The sequence below is a fragment of the Streptomyces pacificus genome, assembly GCF_011766325.1.
GTDB lineage: Bacteria > Actinomycetota > Actinomycetes > Streptomycetales > Streptomycetaceae > Streptomyces > Streptomyces pacificus.
Genome location: NZ_BLLG01000003.1, coordinates 425,646 through 441,842, shown reverse-complemented (window position 1 = coordinate 441,842; position 16,197 = coordinate 425,646). Strand labels below are relative to the sequence as shown.

The 16,197-nt window shown below is 71.9% G+C and carries 14 protein-coding genes; 5 read left to right on the top strand and 9 right to left on the bottom strand.

Features of this window, described 5'->3' with window-relative positions:
• Positions 1-202 precede the first annotated feature (202 nt).
• From tkt to pgl, 5 genes are read left to right on the top strand one after another with little or no spacing between them, the layout of a single operon-like run.
• Positions 203-2,323 carry a transketolase gene (tkt, locus tag SCWH03_RS07010; protein ID WP_173263254.1) on the top strand — a complete coding sequence of 707 codons (2,121 nt, stop codon included), beginning with the start codon at positions 203-205 and terminating at the stop codon, positions 2,321-2,323.
• Between the two features lie 35 nt (positions 2,324-2,358).
• Complete coding sequence (gene tal, locus SCWH03_RS07005; protein WP_173263253.1) at positions 2,359-3,501, top strand: transaldolase; 1,143 nt, start codon at positions 2,359-2,361, stop codon at positions 3,499-3,501.
• Positions 3,502-3,506: 5 nt separating this feature from the next.
• The gene (gene zwf, locus SCWH03_RS07000) at positions 3,507-5,039 is read left to right on the top strand and encodes a glucose-6-phosphate dehydrogenase (RefSeq protein ID WP_173263252.1); all 1,533 of its coding nucleotides are present in this window, start codon (positions 3,507-3,509) and stop codon (positions 5,037-5,039) included.
• Positions 5,036-6,148 (top strand): glucose-6-phosphate dehydrogenase assembly protein OpcA, encoded by a 1,113-nt coding sequence (gene opcA / locus SCWH03_RS06995; RefSeq protein ID WP_173263251.1) that lies wholly within the window; start codon positions 5,036-5,038, stop codon positions 6,146-6,148. Before zwf ends, opcA begins: the two co-directional genes overlap by 4 nt.
• Positions 6,145-6,951 (top strand): 6-phosphogluconolactonase, encoded by an 807-nt coding sequence (pgl, locus tag SCWH03_RS06990; protein ID WP_173263250.1) that lies wholly within the window; start codon positions 6,145-6,147, stop codon positions 6,949-6,951. Before opcA ends, pgl begins: the two co-directional genes overlap by 4 nt.
• Before the next feature lie 181 nt (positions 6,952-7,132).
• On the opposite strand, the gene SCWH03_RS06985 is transcribed toward pgl, so the two are convergent.
• The 9 genes from SCWH03_RS06985 to gap form a co-directional block, all read right to left on the bottom strand.
• Positions 7,133-7,984, bottom strand: a complete 852-nt coding sequence (locus SCWH03_RS06985; protein WP_254076602.1) for a poly-gamma-glutamate hydrolase family protein — start codon at positions 7,982-7,984, stop codon at positions 7,133-7,135.
• Positions 7,985-8,041: 57 nt separating this feature from the next.
• Positions 8,042-9,688, bottom strand: coding sequence for a PH domain-containing protein (locus SCWH03_RS06980; RefSeq protein WP_173263248.1), 1,647 nt, complete (start codon positions 9,686-9,688; stop codon positions 8,042-8,044).
• Positions 9,685-10,209, bottom strand: a complete 525-nt coding sequence (locus SCWH03_RS06975; protein ID WP_173263247.1) for a PH domain-containing protein — start codon at positions 10,207-10,209, stop codon at positions 9,685-9,687. The genes SCWH03_RS06980 and SCWH03_RS06975 overlap by 4 nt, the downstream gene beginning before the upstream one ends.
• Positions 10,210-10,223: 14 nt before the next feature.
• Positions 10,224-11,888 (bottom strand): glucose-6-phosphate isomerase, encoded by a 1,665-nt coding sequence (pgi, locus tag SCWH03_RS06970; RefSeq protein ID WP_173263246.1) that lies wholly within the window; start codon positions 11,886-11,888, stop codon positions 10,224-10,226.
• Between the two features lie 169 nt (positions 11,889-12,057).
• Positions 12,058-12,393 (bottom strand): RNA polymerase-binding protein RbpA, encoded by a 336-nt coding sequence (locus SCWH03_RS06965; RefSeq protein ID WP_173263245.1) that lies wholly within the window; start codon positions 12,391-12,393, stop codon positions 12,058-12,060.
• A gap of 181 nt (positions 12,394-12,574) precedes the next feature.
• Entirely contained in the window at positions 12,575-12,805 is a 231-nt protein-coding gene (secG, locus tag SCWH03_RS06960; RefSeq protein WP_216854721.1) for a preprotein translocase subunit SecG, read from the bottom strand.
• A gap of 188 nt (positions 12,806-12,993) precedes the next feature.
• Positions 12,994-13,770 carry a triose-phosphate isomerase gene (gene tpiA, locus SCWH03_RS06955; protein ID WP_173263243.1) on the bottom strand — a complete coding sequence of 259 codons (777 nt, stop codon included), beginning with the start codon at positions 13,768-13,770 and terminating at the stop codon, positions 12,994-12,996.
• 7 nt (positions 13,771-13,777) lie between these two features.
• Entirely contained in the window at positions 13,778-14,989 is a 1,212-nt protein-coding gene (locus SCWH03_RS06950; protein ID WP_173263242.1) for a phosphoglycerate kinase, read from the bottom strand.
• A gap of 111 nt (positions 14,990-15,100) precedes the next feature.
• Positions 15,101-16,105: a type I glyceraldehyde-3-phosphate dehydrogenase gene (gap, locus tag SCWH03_RS06945; RefSeq protein ID WP_173263241.1), complete on the bottom strand. Its 1,005-nt coding sequence runs from the start codon at positions 16,103-16,105 to the stop codon at positions 15,101-15,103.
• Positions 16,106-16,197: the final 92 nt, after the last annotated feature.

The window sequence follows — 16,197 nt, the reverse complement described above, 5'->3', positions numbered from 1 at the left end:
GCTACCGCCGCCCGGTCCGTAATCACCGGAGTGAGCCGCCGACAACAGGCGAAGTCGGGCCGGTACCCGCAGGCTGGTTGATGTGTCCGAAGGGAGAGACGTGCACCCGAAAGGGCGCGCGCCGCTGCGAGGGTAGGCTCGACACCTCCCGGTACCTCCCGTCACCGGGACCCGAACATGTGGAGAGGAGCCCTGACCCAGGGTGAGCACCAAGCCGACCACCACAGACCTCGAGTGGACCGCATGGGACCAGCGGGCCGTGGACACCGTCCGCGTCCTCGCCGCTGACGCCGTACAGAAGGTCGGCAACGGCCATCCCGGTACGGCGATGAGCCTGGCCCCCGCGGCGTACGTCCTCTTCCAGAAGCTGATGCGGCACGACCCGGCCGACGCGGACTGGACCGGCCGGGACCGGTTCGTGCTCTCCGCCGGCCACTCCAGCCTGACCCTCTACATCCAGCTCTACCTGGCCGGCTACGGCCTGGAGCTCGACGACCTCAAGTCCTTCCGCACCTGGGACTCCAAGACCCCGGGCCACCCCGAGTACGGGCACACCACGGGCGTGGAGACGACGACGGGACCGCTGGGCCAGGGGGTCGCCAACGCCGTCGGCATGGCGATGGCCGCCCGCTACGAGCGCGGTCTGTTCGACCCCGACGCGGCGCCCGGCACCTCGCCGTTCGACCACACCGTCTGGGCCGTCGCCGGCGACGGCTGCCTCCAGGAGGGCATCTCCCACGAGGCGTCCTCGCTCGCCGGGCACCAGAAGCTCGGCAACCTGGTGCTGCTGTGGGACGACAACCACATCTCCATCGAGGGCGACACCGAGACCGCGGTCTCCGAGGACACCCTGAAGCGGTACGAGGCGTACGGCTGGCACGTCCGGCGCGTGGCGCCGCTGCCGAACGGCGACCTGGACCCGGCCGGGCTGTACGAGGCGCTGAAGGCGGCCAAGGAGGAGACCGGGCGTCCGTCCTTCATCGCCGTCCGCTCGATCATCGCGTGGCCCGCGCCGAACGCGCAGAACACCGAGGCCGCGCACGGTGCCGCGCTGGGCGACGACGAGGTCGCGGCCACCAAGCGCGTCCTCGGTTTCGATCCTGAGCGGTCCTTCGAGGTCTCCGACGAGGTCCTCCGGCACACCCGCCGGGCCCTGGACCGCGGGCGCGCCGACCGCGAGGAGTGGGAGAAGGCGTTCGCCGAGTGGCGCGCCGCCAACCCGGAGCGCGCCGCCGAGTTCGACCGGATCCGCGCGGGCGAACTGCCGGCCGGCTGGGAGGGGAAGCTCCCGGTGTTCGAGACCGGCAAGGCGGTCGCCACCCGTGCCGCTTCCGGCAAGGTGCTGCAGGCGCTCGGCGCCGTCGTACCGGAGCTGTGGGGCGGTTCCGCCGACCTCGCGGGCTCGAACAACACCACGATCGACAAGACCTCGTCGTTCCTGCCGAAGGGCAACCCGCTGCCGGAGGCGGACCCCTACGGCCGCACCATCCACTTCGGCATCCGCGAGCACGCGATGGCCGCGATCATGAACGGCATCACGCTGCACGGCAACACCCGTGTCTACGGCGGCACGTTCCTCGTCTTCTCCGACTACATGCGCAACGCGGTCCGGCTGTCGGCACTGATGCACCTGCCGGTGACCTACGTCTGGACCCATGACTCGATCGGTCTCGGCGAGGACGGGCCGACCCACCAGCCGGTGGAGCACCTCGCCTCGCTGCGCGCCATCCCGGGGCTGAGCGTGGTGCGCCCGGCGGACGCCAACGAGACGGCGATCGCATGGCGCGAGATCCTCCGCCGCTGGACGAAGGAGTTCCGGGTGGGCACCCCGCACGGTCTGGCGCTGACCCGCCAGGGCGTGCCGACGTACGAGCCCAACGAGGACGCGGCCAGGGGCGGTTACGTCCTGTTCGAGGCCGAGGGTCCGGGCGGCGGGAGCGCCGAGCCCCGGGTCGTGCTGATCGCCACCGGTTCCGAGGTGCACCTGGCCGTGGAGGCCCGCGAGCGGCTGCAGGCCGAGGGCGTCGCGACGCGGGTCGTCTCGATGCCGTGCGTCGAGTGGTTCGACGAGCAGGACCAGGGGTACCGGGACGCGGTACTGCCCCCCTCGGTGAAGGCACGGGTGGCCGTGGAGGCCGGTGTCGGGCTGACCTGGTACCGCTTCGTGGGCGACGCCGGGCGGATCGTGTCGCTGGAGCACTTCGGCGCCTCGGCCGACGGCAAGGTGCTGTTCCGCGAGTTCGGCTTCACCCCCGAGGCGGTGGCCGCCGCCGCGCGGGCCGTCCTCGGTTCGACGACCGGGAACTCCGCGACCGCGGGCTGACGCCGGCCATACGACTAACAGGAGATGCAACTCTCATGACAGACGCACTCAAGCGCCTCTCCGACGAAGGCGTCGCGATCTGGCTCGACGACCTGTCGCGCAAGCGCATCACGTCCGGCAACCTGGCCGAGCTCATCGACCAGCAGCACGTCGTGGGCGTCACCACCAACCCGTCCATCTTCCAGAAGGCCATCTCGTCAGGCGACGGATACCAGCCGCAGGTCTCCGACCTCGCCACCCGCCGGGTGACCGTGGAGGAGGCCCTCCGCATGATCACCACCGCGGACGTACGCGACGCCGCGGACGTGCTGCGCCCGGTGTTCGACGCGACGGGAGGCCAGGACGGCCGGGTGTCGATCGAGGTCGACCCGCGGCTGGCGCACCACACGGCGGCGACCGTCGCCGAGGCCAGGCAGCTGGCCTGGCTGGTGGACCGGCCGAACACGTTCATCAAGATCCCGGCGACCCGGGCCGGCCTTCCGGCGATCACCGAGGTCATCGGCCTCGGCATCAGCGTCAACGTCACGCTGATCTTCTCACTGGAGCGCTACCGCGAGGTGATGGACGCCTATCTGGCCGGTCTGGAGAAGGCGAAGGCCGCGGGCCTGGACCTCTCCAAGATCCGTTCGGTGGCCTCGTTCTTCGTGTCCCGGGTGGACACCGAGATCGACAAGCGGCTGGACGCGCTGGGCACGGACGAGGCGAAGCAACTCCGCGGCAAGGCGGCCCTCGCCAACGCCCGGCTCGCCTACCAGGCCTACGAGGAGGTGTTCGGCTCGGCCGACACATCGGTGCCGCCGTCGGAGCGCTGGGCCGCGCTGGACAGGGCGCGGGCCAACGCGCAGCGCCCGCTGTGGGCCTCGACCGGCGTCAAGGACCCGGCGTACCCGGACACCATGTATGTGGACCAGCTGGTCGCCCCGGGCACCGTCAACACCATGCCGGAGGCCACGCTGGAGGCGACCGCCGGCCACGGGCGGATCACGGGCGACACGGTCCGCGGGACGTACGAGCAGGCCCGCGCGGAGATCGACGCCGTCGAGGCGCTCGGGATCTCCTACGACGACGTCGTCCGGCTGCTCGAGGACGAGGGCGTCGAGAAGTTCGAGGCGTCCTGGAACGACCTGCTCAAGTCGACCGAGGCCGAGCTGCAGCGCCTCGCTCCCTCGGAGGGCTGAGCACCGTGACTTCCGCACACGGAGCGAATCCGCTCCGTGACGCCGCGGACCGACGGCTCCCGCGCATCGCGGGACCGTCGGGTCTGGTGATCTTCGGCGTCACGGGCGATTTGTCACGGAAGAAGCTGATGCCGGCCGTGTACGACCTCGCCAACCGCGGGCTCCTGCCTCCGGGCTTCTCCCTGGTGGGCTTCGCCCGCCGGGAGTGGGACGACCAGGACTTCGCGCACGAGGTCCACGAGGCGGTGAAGGAGCATTCCCGCACTCCCTTCCGGGAGGAGGTCTGGCACCAGCTCATCCAGGGCATGCGTTTCGTCCCCGGCGAGTTCGACGACGACGACGCGTTCGAGACCCTGAAGAAGACGATCACAGAACTCGACCAGGCGCAGGGGACGGGCGGCAACTTCGCCTTCTACCTCTCGGTGCCGCCGAAGTTCTTCCCCAAGGTCGTCAGGCAGCTGAAGAAGCACGGGCTCGCGGAGCAGAAGGACGGCTCGTGGCGGCGCGCCGTCATCGAGAAGCCGTTCGGCCACGACCTGGCGTCCGCGATGGAGCTCAACTCGCTCGTCCACGACGTGTTCGAGCCGGACCAGGTCTTCCGCATCGACCACTACCTGGGCAAGGAGACCGTCCAGAACATCCTGGCGCTCCGCTTCGCCAACACCCTCTTCGAGCCGCTCTGGAACCGCTCGTACGTCGACCACGTCCAGATCACCATGGCCGAGGACATCGGCATCGGCGGCCGGGCCGGCTACTACGACGGTATCGGCGCGGCGCGCGACGTCATCCAGAACCACCTGCTCCAGCTGCTGGCGCTGACCGCGATGGAGGAGCCGGCGTCCTTCGAGGCGGACGCGCTGGCCGCCGAGAAGACCAAGGTGCTGGGGGCGGTGAAGCTGCCCCGCGACCTGGCCGCCGGCACCGTGCGCGCCCAGTACGCGGCCGGCTGGCAGGGCGGCGCCAAGGTCGCCGGCTACCTCGAGGAGGACGGCATCGACCGCCGCTCCAAGACCGACACCTACGCGGCGATAAAACTCGAGATCGACAACCGGCGCTGGGCCGGAGTGCCGTTCTATCTGCGCACCGGCAAGCGGCTCGGCCGCCGGGTCACCGAGATCGCGGTCGTCTTCCAGCGCGCGCCGCACTCCCCCTTCGACCGCACGGCCACCCAGGAACTGGGGCAGAACGCCCTGGTCATCCGGGTACAGCCGGACGAGGGCGTGACACTGCGCTTCGGCTCGAAGGTGCCCGGCACCTCCCTGGAGGTCCGCGACGTCTCCATGGACTTCGCCTACGGCGAGTCCTTCACGGAGTCCAGCCCTGAGGCGTACGAGCGGCTGATCCTCGATGTGCTGCTCGGCGACTCGAACCTCTTCCCCAGGGTGGAGGAGGTCGAGCTGTCCTGGAAGATCCTCGACCCGATCGAGGAGTTCTGGGAGAAGCACGGCAGGCCCGCGCAGTACCCGGCCGGGACCTGGGGTCCGGTCGAGGCGGACGACATGCTCGCACGAGACGGACGGAGCTGGCGCCGACCATGAAGATCGACCTTACGGACACCACCTCCGGAAAGATCAACAAGGCGCTGGTGCAGGGCCGGCGGGCGATCGGCACCCCCGCCGTCGGCATGGTCCTCACCCTTGTCATCGTCACCGACGAGGAGAACGCCTACGACGCGCTGAAGGCGGCCAACGAGGCCGCCCGCGAGCACCCCTCGCGCAAGCTCGTCGTGATCAAGCGGGTCTCCCGCTCGCCGCGCGACCGGGCCAAGGCCCGCCTGGACGCCGAGGTCCGGGTCGGCGCGGACGCCGGCACCGGCGAGACCGTCGTCCTGCGGCTGTACGGCGAGGTCGCCGACCACGCCCAGTCCGTGGTGCTGCCGCTGCTGCTGCCGGACGCGCCCGTCGTGGTGTGGTGGCCGGTGAACGCGCCGGTGGACCCGGCAGGCGACCCGCTGGGCGCACTGGCCCAGCGGCGGGTCACCGACACCTACGCCTGCGAGCAGCCGGTCGCCGAGCTGACCGCCCGCGCCGACGCCTACACCCCGGGCGACACGGACCTGTCCTGGACCCGCATCACCCCCTGGCGTTCGATGCTCGCGGCCGCGCTGGACCAGGTGGACTGGCGGATCACCGGAGCGGAGGTCGAGGGCGAGGGGTTCAACCCGAGCTGCGAGCTGCTGGGGATGTGGCTCGGCGACCGGCTGGACGTACCGGTGACGCGCACGGCCTCCGGCGGTCCCGGCCTCACGGCCGTGCGGCTGACCACGGACAGCGGCACCATCGTGCTGGACCGCGCGGACGGCTCGCTGGCGACGCTGTCCATCGAGGGCCAGCCCGACCGCGCGGTGGCGCTGAAGCGGCGTGACACCGCCGAGCTGCTGGCCGAGGAGCTGCGGCGGCTGGACCCGGACGACATATACGCCACGACGCTGCGGTTCGGGGTCGGCCGGCTGAACGAGCGGGCCGATGCGGCCGGCGGCGGCTCCGCCGCGAGGCGGAGCACGGCGAGGCGCCCGGACCCGACCGCGGAGCCGGTCCCTGGGAAGGACACGGACGAAGCCGCGGACAAGGCCGCAGCGAGGGGCGGGGAAGGAAGCGGCGGCAAGGCCTCCGCGAAGGCACCGGCGAGGAGGGCGGCGTCGAAATGAGCACCCCGCAACTCGTCGTCCACCGCGACAAGGAGCTGATGGCCCGGGCCGCGGCGGCACGGCTGATCACGAAGATCGTGGACGCCCAGGCCGCCCGGGGCTCGGCGTCGGTCGTCCTCACCGGCGGGCGCAACGGCAACGGCCTGCTGGCCGCGCTCGCCGCGGCGCCCGCGCGGGACGCCGTCGACTGGAATCGGCTGGACCTCTGGTGGGGCGATGAGCGCTTCCTTCCCGAGGGGGATCCGGAGCGCAACGTCACCCAGGCCCGCGAGGCGCTGCTGGACTCGGTGCCGCTCGACCCGGCCCGGGTGCATCCGATGCCCGCGTCGGACGGGCCGCACGGCGGCGACCCGGACGCCGCGGCAGCGGCGTACGCAGCGGAGCTGGCCGCCGCCGCGGAGCCCGAGCACTACCGGTCGGCGGCCGCGGCCGCGGGCGGCGACGTGCCGGCGTTCGACGTGCTGATGCTGGGTGTCGGCCCGGACACCCACGTCGCGTCGCTGTTCCCCGAGCTTCCCGCGGTGCGGGAGACCGAGCGCACGGTCGTCGGCGTCCACGGGGCGCCGAAGCCCCCGCCGACGCGCGTCACCCTGACGCTCCCGGCGATCCGGTCGGCGCGCGAGGTGTGGCTGCTCGCGGCCGGCGAGGACAAGGCGGGCGCCGCGCGCATCGCCCTGTCGGGCGCGGGCGAGATCCAGGCCCCGGCGGCCGGCGCATACGGCAGGTCGCGGACGCTGTGGCTGCTGGACGCGGCGGCCGCCTCCCAGCTGCCGCGCGACCTCTACCCGCCCGCCTTGGCCTGACACGGCCTCGCTCCGTGCGAGTGCGTCAGACAGCGGCGCGGCATCCGGTCCGGTGCAGCGCAAGGCGCCGGACCGGCCTCGTCATGGGCCCCATCGGCTGAGCCGGCTGCGCGGCGATGCGCCGGACCTGCAGTGCCGGGCGTCGCGACGGGGAGTACGCCATCCCGGCGCGCGCCGGCCGTCACAGCAGGATCTGGCCCGGCTGGGCTTCCAGACGAGCCACCGCCGCCCGCGCGGCGGCCGTGAAGCGCCAGAACACCTCGGTGGTGCTCCCGGGGCGTCCCGCGTTGGTGTAGACCCCGAACATCGCGACGCGCAGTTCCGCGGTGAGTTCCAGCTGGGCGCCCTCGCCGAGCAGGGTGCGGTTGCAGGGGTTGCCGGGCTTGACGCCCGCGAGATCCGGCACTTCGGAGCCGTCGATCGTGGTGAACCCGGCCTTCCCCAGCTCCAGGTGCAGGGCATCCTTGAAGTCGCCGCTGCCGCCACCGACCACGACCGCCTCCGGAGCGGAGGCCGGGGCGCCGGCCTGGGCGGCCGTACAGCCGTGCAGGCTCAACACGTTGAGACTGCCCTCGGCCAAGGCGAGGGCGATCCGGTCGTCGCAGTTCGTGGACGTGACGTGGAGTTCCCGGTTGCCGGAGGAGCGCAGCCCCTCGAACATCCAGTAGTCATGCACGGGACGGCCGTCCTGCACGGTTTCGAGGGTGGCGGGGTGGTAGCCGGCGATCCCCAGGCAGAGTTCGGAGGTGCCGCCCTCGATGCCGCCCCCGTGCAGCGCCATGACCGTCGTCCGGTTGAACGGCGCTGTTCCCGTCCGGCTCTCGTCGGCGTGCTGATGGCGTTTCCAGCGACGGCCGAAGTCGGTGCCCTCCCTGCCCGCGAGCGTGGTGTAGAGGTCGGTGTTGGACGCGTAGACGTCGTTCTCACCGGTGGCGTACGCGGGCGGGGCCCCGAATCCGCCGAGGACGGAGCCGCCGACGGCGGCTCCGACGAGCGCGGTGAGCACCGAACGGCGATCTGCTGAGATGTTCATGAGAGTCATGATCATGGATCCGACGGGTGGAATCGCCCGCTCCGGACGTGGCGCCGCTCACGTCCCGTACGCGCCGTCCCCGCGACGCCTGTCGCCTCCGCCGTGGCCTTCTTGCGCTCCGTCCCCGCCGCGCCTCTCTCCTCCGGCGGGGCCTTCGCCCCCGCCACCGCCCCCGGGGCCTTCGCCCCCGCCCGGCCGCTCGAGGAACGGTTCCAGCAGCCCGGGTACCGCGCGGGCGGCGAAGTCGAGGATCTCGTGCGCGTCGGCGTCGTACACCGGGTACGCGCCGTCACCCGCAGCCGTGGTGGCGGTCAGGGTGAGCACCCCGGCGCGGCGCTGGAACCACGACTGCTTCAGCGTCCAGCCGATGACGCCGCCGCGCCGCAGCGCCACCGTGGCCCGCCGGACGGTCCCCGAGCGGGCGACCAGGTAGTCGCCGTCGAGGGCGTGGCCCAGAGCGCGGTACGCGTCCAGCGCCAGCAGCACCGAGAGCGGTACGAAGAGCGCACCGCACACCGCGGCGGCGTACAGCGGCAGGACGTCCGCCAGGAACAGCCCCAGCGCGACGAGCAGCAGGACGGGTGCCAGGGCGGCGGTCAGGGCCCAGCGCAGTCGGCGGGTGCGCGCCGCGCGGGGATGGGGGATGAGCGGCGTACCGGTCGGCGGGACCGGCTCCCGCAGCACCCGTGCCACCACGGCGCCGGCGACCGGACCGGGCGCGGGCGGCAGCAGGGTCCGGTGCGCCGAGTTCCTGCCCTCGTCGTCCTTGACCAGGCCGGTCGCCACGGCGTCCACCCGTGCGGCGCCGCAGAGCCGCACACCGAGGGGCTCGACCAGTTCCACTCCGCGCAGCCGGCGTTCCTCGATCGACAGCGAGCGGGAGGTGAGCAGCCCCCGGCGCAGCCGCAGGGTGCCGCCCCGCTCGCGTTCCAGCCGGTAGCCGAACCACATCTCCAGCCAGAGGCCGAGCGCTCCGACGGCCCCGGCGGCCAGCGCCAGCCCGGCCAGCACCACGGCCGCCCAGAGCAGCGGGGTGTCCAGCAACCGCTCGCCGACCCAGCCGACCACCTCGGCCTGCACCCCGAACCACTGGCTCAGCTGCATGACCGCGCCGACCGCCGCGCCGCCGAGGAGCGGCGCGACGAAGGACACCGGCGCATAGCGGATCCAGCGGGGGTCGAGGGCCGCGAGCAGCCCTTCCCGGGCGGCCTGCGCTACCCGGGCGGACCGCCCAGCCAGCAGTTCCCGGCGCAGGCGCTCCCCCTCGGCCCGGGAGACCGGGTCGAGTTCCAGCGTGGACTCCCCGCCGCCGGTGTGCTCCCCGGTGCCGATTCGCACCTTGACCAGGCCGAGTATCCGCAGCAGCACAGAGGCCGTCAGATCGACGGTGCGGATGCGCTCGCGCGCCAGGGAGCGCCGCTTGACCAGCAGCAGTCCGGTGCGGAGTTCGGCACGCTCGGCTCCGATGCGGTACCGCGTGCGCCGCCAGCGGAGCCAGTCCGCGCCCGCCGCCCCGGCGACGAGCACCAGGGCCCCGGCCAGCACCCAGCCCAGCGCCTGCCACCACGGCATGCTCCCGGCGAGCCCCAGCAGCACGGGCAGCCCGGCGCCGCCCGCCACTCCGCCCATCACGGCGGCCGTGACGAGCACGGTGCGCGGGTCGAGCCGCTGCCAGCCCCCGTCCGGGGCGCCCGCCGCTTTCATGTGGCGTCCCCGGGGGTGGCCTGGGTGATCCGGGTGAGCCGCTCGGCCAGTGCCGCCGCGGCCTCGTGGTCCAGGCCCTCGATCCTGAGCGCGCCCTTGGCGGAGGCGGTGGTCACGGTGACCGAGGCCAGCCGGAAGAGCTGCTCCAGCGGGCCGCGCAGGGTGTCGACGGTCTGGATCCGGGACATCGGCGCGATCCGCCACTCCTGCCAGAGGGCACCGGTGCGGAGGTAGACGGCCTCGTCCGTGACCTCCCAGCGGTGCACCCGGTACCACCAGGCCGGGAGGAGGGCCGTGCCCGCCAGACCGAGGACCGCGACGGCCGCGGCCGCGTACCGCAGCCAGGTCCCGGCGGGCCCGGCGAACGCGCCCAGGGCGGCGAGCACCGCCACCGGCGCGGCCGTCGTCAGCAGGCAGCGGGCCCGCCACCACGGGACAGCCCGTGCGTTCAGCCTGTTCCTCGGCGGCCGCAGCCGGACGGCGCCCTCCTCCGGTCCCTCCACGGGCAGGTCCCCCGTCATCGGGTCCGCCGCCCCTACGCCCCGCCGCCGAGCGGGCTTCGGCCCCGCAGCGTGCGGTAGGCGGACACCAGCGCGGCGGTGGAGCTGTCGAGGTCGCCGCCGCCGCGGCCCTCGGTGAGCACCGGCTCCAGGCGCTTGGCCAGGACCTTGCCGAGCTCGACGCCCCATTGGTCGAAGGAGTCGATGTTCCAGACGGCGCCCTGGACGAACACCTTGTGCTCGTAGAGCGCCACGAGCTGGCCGAGGACGGAGGGCGTCAGCTTGCCGGCGAGGATCGTGGTGGTGGGGTGGTTGCCGCGGAAGGTCTTGTGCGGCACCAGTTCCTCGGGCACGTCCTCCGCCCGCACCTCCTCGGGGGTCTTGCCGAAGGCCAGCGCCTGGGTCTGGGCGAAGAAGTTGGCCATCAGCAGGTCGTGGTGGCCCGCCGGGCCCGGCGGCAGCTCGTCGACGGGCTCGGCGAAGCCGATGAAGTCGGCCGGGACGAGCTTGGTGCCCTGGTGGATCAGCTGGTAATAGGCGTGCTGGCCGTTGGTACCCGGGGTGCCCCAGACGACGGGGCCCGTCTGCCAGTCCACGGGCTCGCCCTCGCGGTCGACGGACTTGCCGTTCGACTCCATGTCCAGCTGCTGCAGATACGCGGTGAACCTGCTCAGATAGTGCGAGTACGGGAGGACCGCGTGCGACTGGGCGCCGAGGAAGTCGCCGTACCAGATGCCGAGGAGGCCCATCAGCATCGGCGCGTTCCGCTCCGGCGGGGCCGTGCGGAAGTGCTCGTCGACGAGGTGGAAGCCGTCCAGCATCTCGCGGAAGCGGTCCGGGCCGATGGCGATCATCAGCGACAGGCCGATGGCCGAGTCGTAGGAGTAGCGGCCGCCGACCCAGTCCCAGAACTCGAACATGTTCGCGACGTCGATGCCGAAGTCGGCGACCCGGTCCGCGTTGCTGGACAGCGCGACGAAGTGCCTGGCCACGGCCTCCCGGTCGGCTCCGAGCCCGGTGAGGAGCCACTCGCGGGCGGTGGTGGCGTTGGTGATGGTCTCCACGGTGGTGAACGTCTTGGAGGCGATGACGAACAGCGTCTCGCCGGGGTCGAGGCCGGTGACCGCCTCGTGGAGATCGGCGCCGTCCACGTTCGAGACGAAGCGGAACACCAGGTCCCGTGCGGTGTAGGCGCGCAGCGCCTCGTAGGCCATCGCGGGGCCGAGGTCGGAGCCGCCGATCCCGATGTTGACGATGTTCCTGATGGGCCTGCCGGTGTGTCCGGTCCAGCGGCCCGAGCGGACCTGCTCGGCGAAGGCGCTCATCTTGTCGAGTACGGCGTGCACGGCCGGCACGACGTTCTCGCCGTCGACCTCGATGACCGCGTCGCGGGGCGCGCGCAGCGCGAGGTGCAGCACCGCCCGGTCCTCCGTGATGTTGATCTTCTCGCCGCGGAACATGGCGTCCCGCAGACCGGCGACCCCGGTGGCGGCGGCGAGGTCCCTCAGCAGCGCCAGCGTCTCGTCGGTCACCCGGTGCTTGGAGTAGTCGAGGTGCAGATCGCCGGCCCTCAGGGTGTACCGGCTGCCGCGCCCGGGATCCGCGGCGAAGAGCTCCCGCAGATGCGTGTCCGCCATCTGCTCGCGGTGCTTGGTCAGAGCGGCCCATTCGGGCCTCCGGTTGAGCCGGATTGCGTTCATCTTCAGCCCACTTCTTCTCGTACCTGACTGAGTGCCCCGCTGCCCCATCAACCTAGTTGATCGGCGGGGCGGCCGACGCGGCGCAACGGCGTGCGGGCGGCAACGCATCGGGCCCGGCCGGCGGCGGGATCTGAGGATCCCGCCGCCGGCCGGGCCCGGCGTCAGCTGATCAGATCTCGCCCCGGAGCTTTGCGAGCGCCTCGGCGAGGATGGCCTCGCCGTCCGCGTCGCTGCGGCGCTCGCGCACATACGCGAGGTGCGTCTTGTACGGCTCGGTGCGCGGTGGGGCCGGGGGGTTGTCCCGGTCCTGGCCGGCCGGGAACCCGCAGCGCGGGCAGTCCCAGCTGTCCGGAACCTGTGCGTCACTGGCGAAGCTCGGCTGAGTCTCGTGCCCGTTCGAGCACCAGAAGGAGATGCGCAGGCGCGGTGCGGACTCGCCCCGCTCAGCCTCCCCCATCGGCCCCGCGCCGACCCGGCTTCCCCGGATCGCGTTGCCACTTGCCACGGTCGTAACTCCCTGCGTGATGGTGCTCGAGGATGCCCCAGTCTACGCAAGGCCCAACGCTCGTCCAGTGATTGGAGTTACACCCCACGCCCGGGAACCCGCCCCGGGGACCCGCATCCGGGACCCGCGCCCGGCGCCCGCATCCGCACCCCGCGGCCGCCCCGGGGACGCTCCCGGTGGGTCAGCCCCCCAGCTTCATCAGCAGTGCGAGCACGACGATGCAGGCGAACCACATCAGACCGACCACGACCGTGATGCGGTCCAGGTTGCGCTCGGCGACCGAGGAGCCGCCGACGGACGACTGCATGCCGCCGCCGAACATGTCGGAGAGGCCGCCGCCCTTCCCCTTGTGCATCAGCACCAGCAGCATCAGCAGCAGGCTGAAGACGATCAGGGCGATCGAGAACCCCATAACCACGGCTGGACCAACTTCCTCGGACGAACGAATCAGACTGAACAACTGATCAGAAGGACGGGGGCCGGGCCCGCAGGCCCCGGCCCCCGCAAGCCTACGACGAGGTGACCCGTTTCCACGACCCTCGCCGCGGACCGGCCCCCTCACCGAAGGCGGCGGGAGGGCGGCCGGGCGCTACCTTCCGCTCACTGGTCCCGGAAGCGCACGATCCTGACGAACTCGTCCACGTCGAGGGACGCGCCGCCGACCAGGGCGCCGTCGACGTCGGGCTGCGCCATGATCGCCGCGACGTTGCCCGACTTCACCGAGCCGCCGTACTGGATCCGGACCTTGTCGGCCACCTCCTGCCCGTACAGCTCGGCGAGCCGGCCGCGGATCGCCCCGCAGACCTCCTGGGCGTCCTCAGGGGTGGCGACCTCCCCGGTGCCGATGGCCCAGACGGGCTCGTAGGCGACCACCAGGGTTTCCGCCTGCTCGGCGGTGACGTCCTGCAGACCGCCGTCGAGCTGGTCGAGCGTGTGCTGGACCTGACGGCCGGCCCTGCGGACGTCGAGGCCCTCGCCGACACAGAGGATCGGGGTCAGACCGTGCCGGAACGCGGCCTTCACCTTGGCGTTGCACAGCTCGTCGGACTCGGCGTGGTACTGGCGTCGCTCCGAGTGGCCGACGACCGCGTAGGTGCACTTCAGCTTCGCGAGCATGGCGCCGGAGATCTCACCGGTGTACGCGCCGGAGTCGTGCGCCGAGAGGTCCTGGGCGCCGTAGGCGATCTTCAGCTTGTCGCCGTCCACCAGGGTCTGCACGGAGCGCAGATCGGTGAAGGGGGGCAGGACCGCGACGTCCACGCCGTCGTAGTCCTTGTCGGTCAGCGCGAAGGCGAGCTTCTGGACGTGGGCGATGGCCTCGAGGTGGTTGAGGTTCATCTTCCAGTTGCCCGCCATCAGCGGGGTACGGGTGCTCATAGGGGGTTCAGTCCTCCAGTGCGGCGAGGCCGGGAAGGGTCTTGCCCTCGAGGTACTCGAGGCTCGCCCCGCCACCGGTCGAGATATGGCCGAATGCGTTTTCGTCGAAGCCCAGGGTGCGGACCGCGGCGGCCGAGTCGCCGCCGCCGACGACGGTGAAGGCCGTGCTGTCCAGCAGCGCCCGGGCGATGGAGCGGGTGCCGCCGGCGAAGTCGGGGTGCTCGAAGACGCCCAGCGGGCCGTTCCAGAACACCGTGGCGGCATCGGCGATCTTGGACGCGTACAGCTCGCACGTCTTCGGGCCGATGTCCAGCCCCTGCCTGTCGGCGGGGATGGCGCCGGCGTCCACCGTGCCGTGCTCGGTGGGCGCCTTGGCCGTGAGGTCCGGGAACTCGGCCGCGGCCACCACGTCGACCGGCAGCACCAGCTCGACGCCCCTCGCCTCGGCCCGCTCCAGATACTCCTTCACCACCGGGACCTGGTCCTCCTGGAGCAGGGAGGCACCGACCTCGTGGCCCTGGGCCTTGAGGAAGGTGTACGCCATGCCGCCGCCGATCAGCAGGCGGTCGGCCTTGCCGAGCAGCGAGTCGATCACGGCGAGCTTGTCGGAGACCTTGGCGCCGCCGAGGACGACCGCGTACGGCCGCTGGACGTCCTCGGTGAGCCTCCGCAGCACGGCCACCTCGGCGGCGATCAGATAGCCGGCGGCGTGCGGCAGCCGGGCCGGGAGGTCGTACACCGAGGCGTGCTTGCGGTGGACGGCCCCGAAGCCGTCGCCGACGTACAGGTCGGCGAGGGAGGCGAGCTCGTCGGCGAAGGCGCCGCGCTCGGCGTCGTCCTCGGCCGTCTCCCCGGCGTTGAAGCGCAGGTTCTCCAGGACGGCGACATCGCCGTCGCCGAGGACCGCGACGGTGGCGCGGGCGGACTCGCCGACCGTGTCGGTGGCGAACGCCACGCCCGCGCCGAGCAGTTCACCGAGCCGGGCGGCGGCCGGGGCGAGGGAGAAGGCCGGGTCGGGAGCACCTTTCGGGCGGCCGAGGTGCGAGGCGACGACGACCCGCGCGCCCGCGCCGGCCAGGGCCCGCACGGTCGGCAGCACCGCGCGGATACGGCCGTCGTCGGTGATCGCGGTGCCGTCGAGGGGCACGTTCAGGTCGGCACGGACGAAGACCCGCTTGCCGGTGACGCCTTCGGCGAGGAGTTCGTCGATCGTCTTCATGCTTGATGGCTCCTAGAGGGTGGTCGGGGACAAGCGACAGGGCCCGCGCAGCGCACCGTCGCGCTGCCCGGGCCCTGCTCCGCTCACATCGGGGTGCCTACCGGCCGGTGATCAGAGCCGGCCGCCGACGAAGACCGTGAGGTCGACGAGGCGGTTGGCGTAGCCCCACTCGTTGTCGTACCAGCCGATGACCTTGACCTGCTTGCCCTGGGCCATGGTCAGCTTCGAGTCGAAGGTGCAGGAAGCCGGCCAGTTCACGATGTCCGAGGAGACGATCGGGTCCTCGGTGTACTCCAGGATGCCCTTCAGCGCGCCCTCGGAGGCCTTCTGGAAGGCGGCGTTGATCTCGTCCCTGGTGACCTCGCGGTCGAGCTCGAGGACGAGGTCGGTGACGGAGCCGGTCGGGACCGGGACGCGCATGGCCATGCCGTCCAGCTTGCCCTTGAGCTGCGGGAGGACCAGGGCGGTGGCCTTCGCGGCACCCGTCGAGGTCGGGATGATGTTCTCCGCGGCGGCGCGGGCGCGGCGCAGGTCCTTGTGCGGGAAGTCGAGGATGCGCTGGTCGTTGGTGTAGGCGTGGACCGTCGTCATCAGGCCCTTGACGATGCCGAAGTTCTCGTCGAGGACCTTGGCCATCGGGGCCACGCAGTTGGTGGTGCAGGACGCGTTGGAGATGACGTGGTGCTTCGCCGGGTCGTATGCGTCCTGGTTCACGCCCATCACGAGGGTGATGTCCTCGTCGGTGGCCGGAGCCGAGATGAGGACCTTCTTGGCGCCCCCCGCGAGGTGCTTCCCGGCGTCCGCCTTCTTCGTGAAGATGCCGGTGGACTCGACGACGATGTCGACGCCCAGCTCGCCCCACGGGATGTCGGCCGGGTTGCGCTCGGAGAGCACCTTGATGGTGCGGCCGCCGACGGTGATGGTGTCTGCGGTGTGGCTGACCTCGGCCTTCAGGCGGCCGAGGATGGTGTCGTACTTCAGCAGGTGAGCGGTGGTCGCGGTGTCACCCAGGTCGTTGACAGCCACGATCTCGATGTCTGCACCCTGCTCCAGCAGCGCGCGGAAGTAATTACGACCGATGCGGCCAAAGCCGTTGATGCCTACGCGGATCGTCACGAACCGATCTCCTCAGTGGTACGCCGGTTTCGACACCGGCGAGCTGATATGGGATGTCCCCGACCGCTTACGACCCTACCTCCCCCGGGCGG

What these genes read in the sequence shown, in the direction of transcription:
- tal (WP_173263253.1), top strand. Translation starts at nt 2,359, where the DNA reads ATGACAGACGCACTCAAGCGCCTCTCCGACGAAGGCGTCGCGATCTGG.
- opcA (WP_173263251.1), top strand. Translation starts at nt 5,036, where the DNA reads ATGAAGATCGACCTTACGGACACCACCTCCGGAAAGATCAACAAGGCG.
- pgl (WP_173263250.1), top strand. Translation starts at nt 6,145, where the DNA reads ATGAGCACCCCGCAACTCGTCGTCCACCGCGACAAGGAGCTGATGGCC.
- SCWH03_RS06985 (WP_254076602.1), bottom strand. Translation starts at nt 7,984, where the DNA reads ATGAACATCTCAGCAGATCGCCGTTCGGTGCTCACCGCGCTCGTCGGA.
- SCWH03_RS06980 (WP_173263248.1), bottom strand. Translation starts at nt 9,688, where the DNA reads ATGAAAGCGGCGGGCGCCCCGGACGGGGGCTGGCAGCGGCTCGACCCG.
- SCWH03_RS06975 (WP_173263247.1), bottom strand. Translation starts at nt 10,209, where the DNA reads ATGACGGGGGACCTGCCCGTGGAGGGACCGGAGGAGGGCGCCGTCCGG.
- pgi (WP_173263246.1), bottom strand. Translation starts at nt 11,888, where the DNA reads ATGAACGCAATCCGGCTCAACCGGAGGCCCGAATGGGCCGCTCTGACC.
- secG (WP_216854721.1), bottom strand. Translation starts at nt 12,805, where the DNA reads ATGGGGTTCTCGATCGCCCTGATCGTCTTCAGCCTGCTGCTGATGCTG.
- tpiA (WP_173263243.1), bottom strand. Translation starts at nt 13,770, where the DNA reads ATGAGCACCCGTACCCCGCTGATGGCGGGCAACTGGAAGATGAACCTC.
- SCWH03_RS06950 (WP_173263242.1), bottom strand. Translation starts at nt 14,989, where the DNA reads ATGAAGACGATCGACGAACTCCTCGCCGAAGGCGTCACCGGCAAGCGG.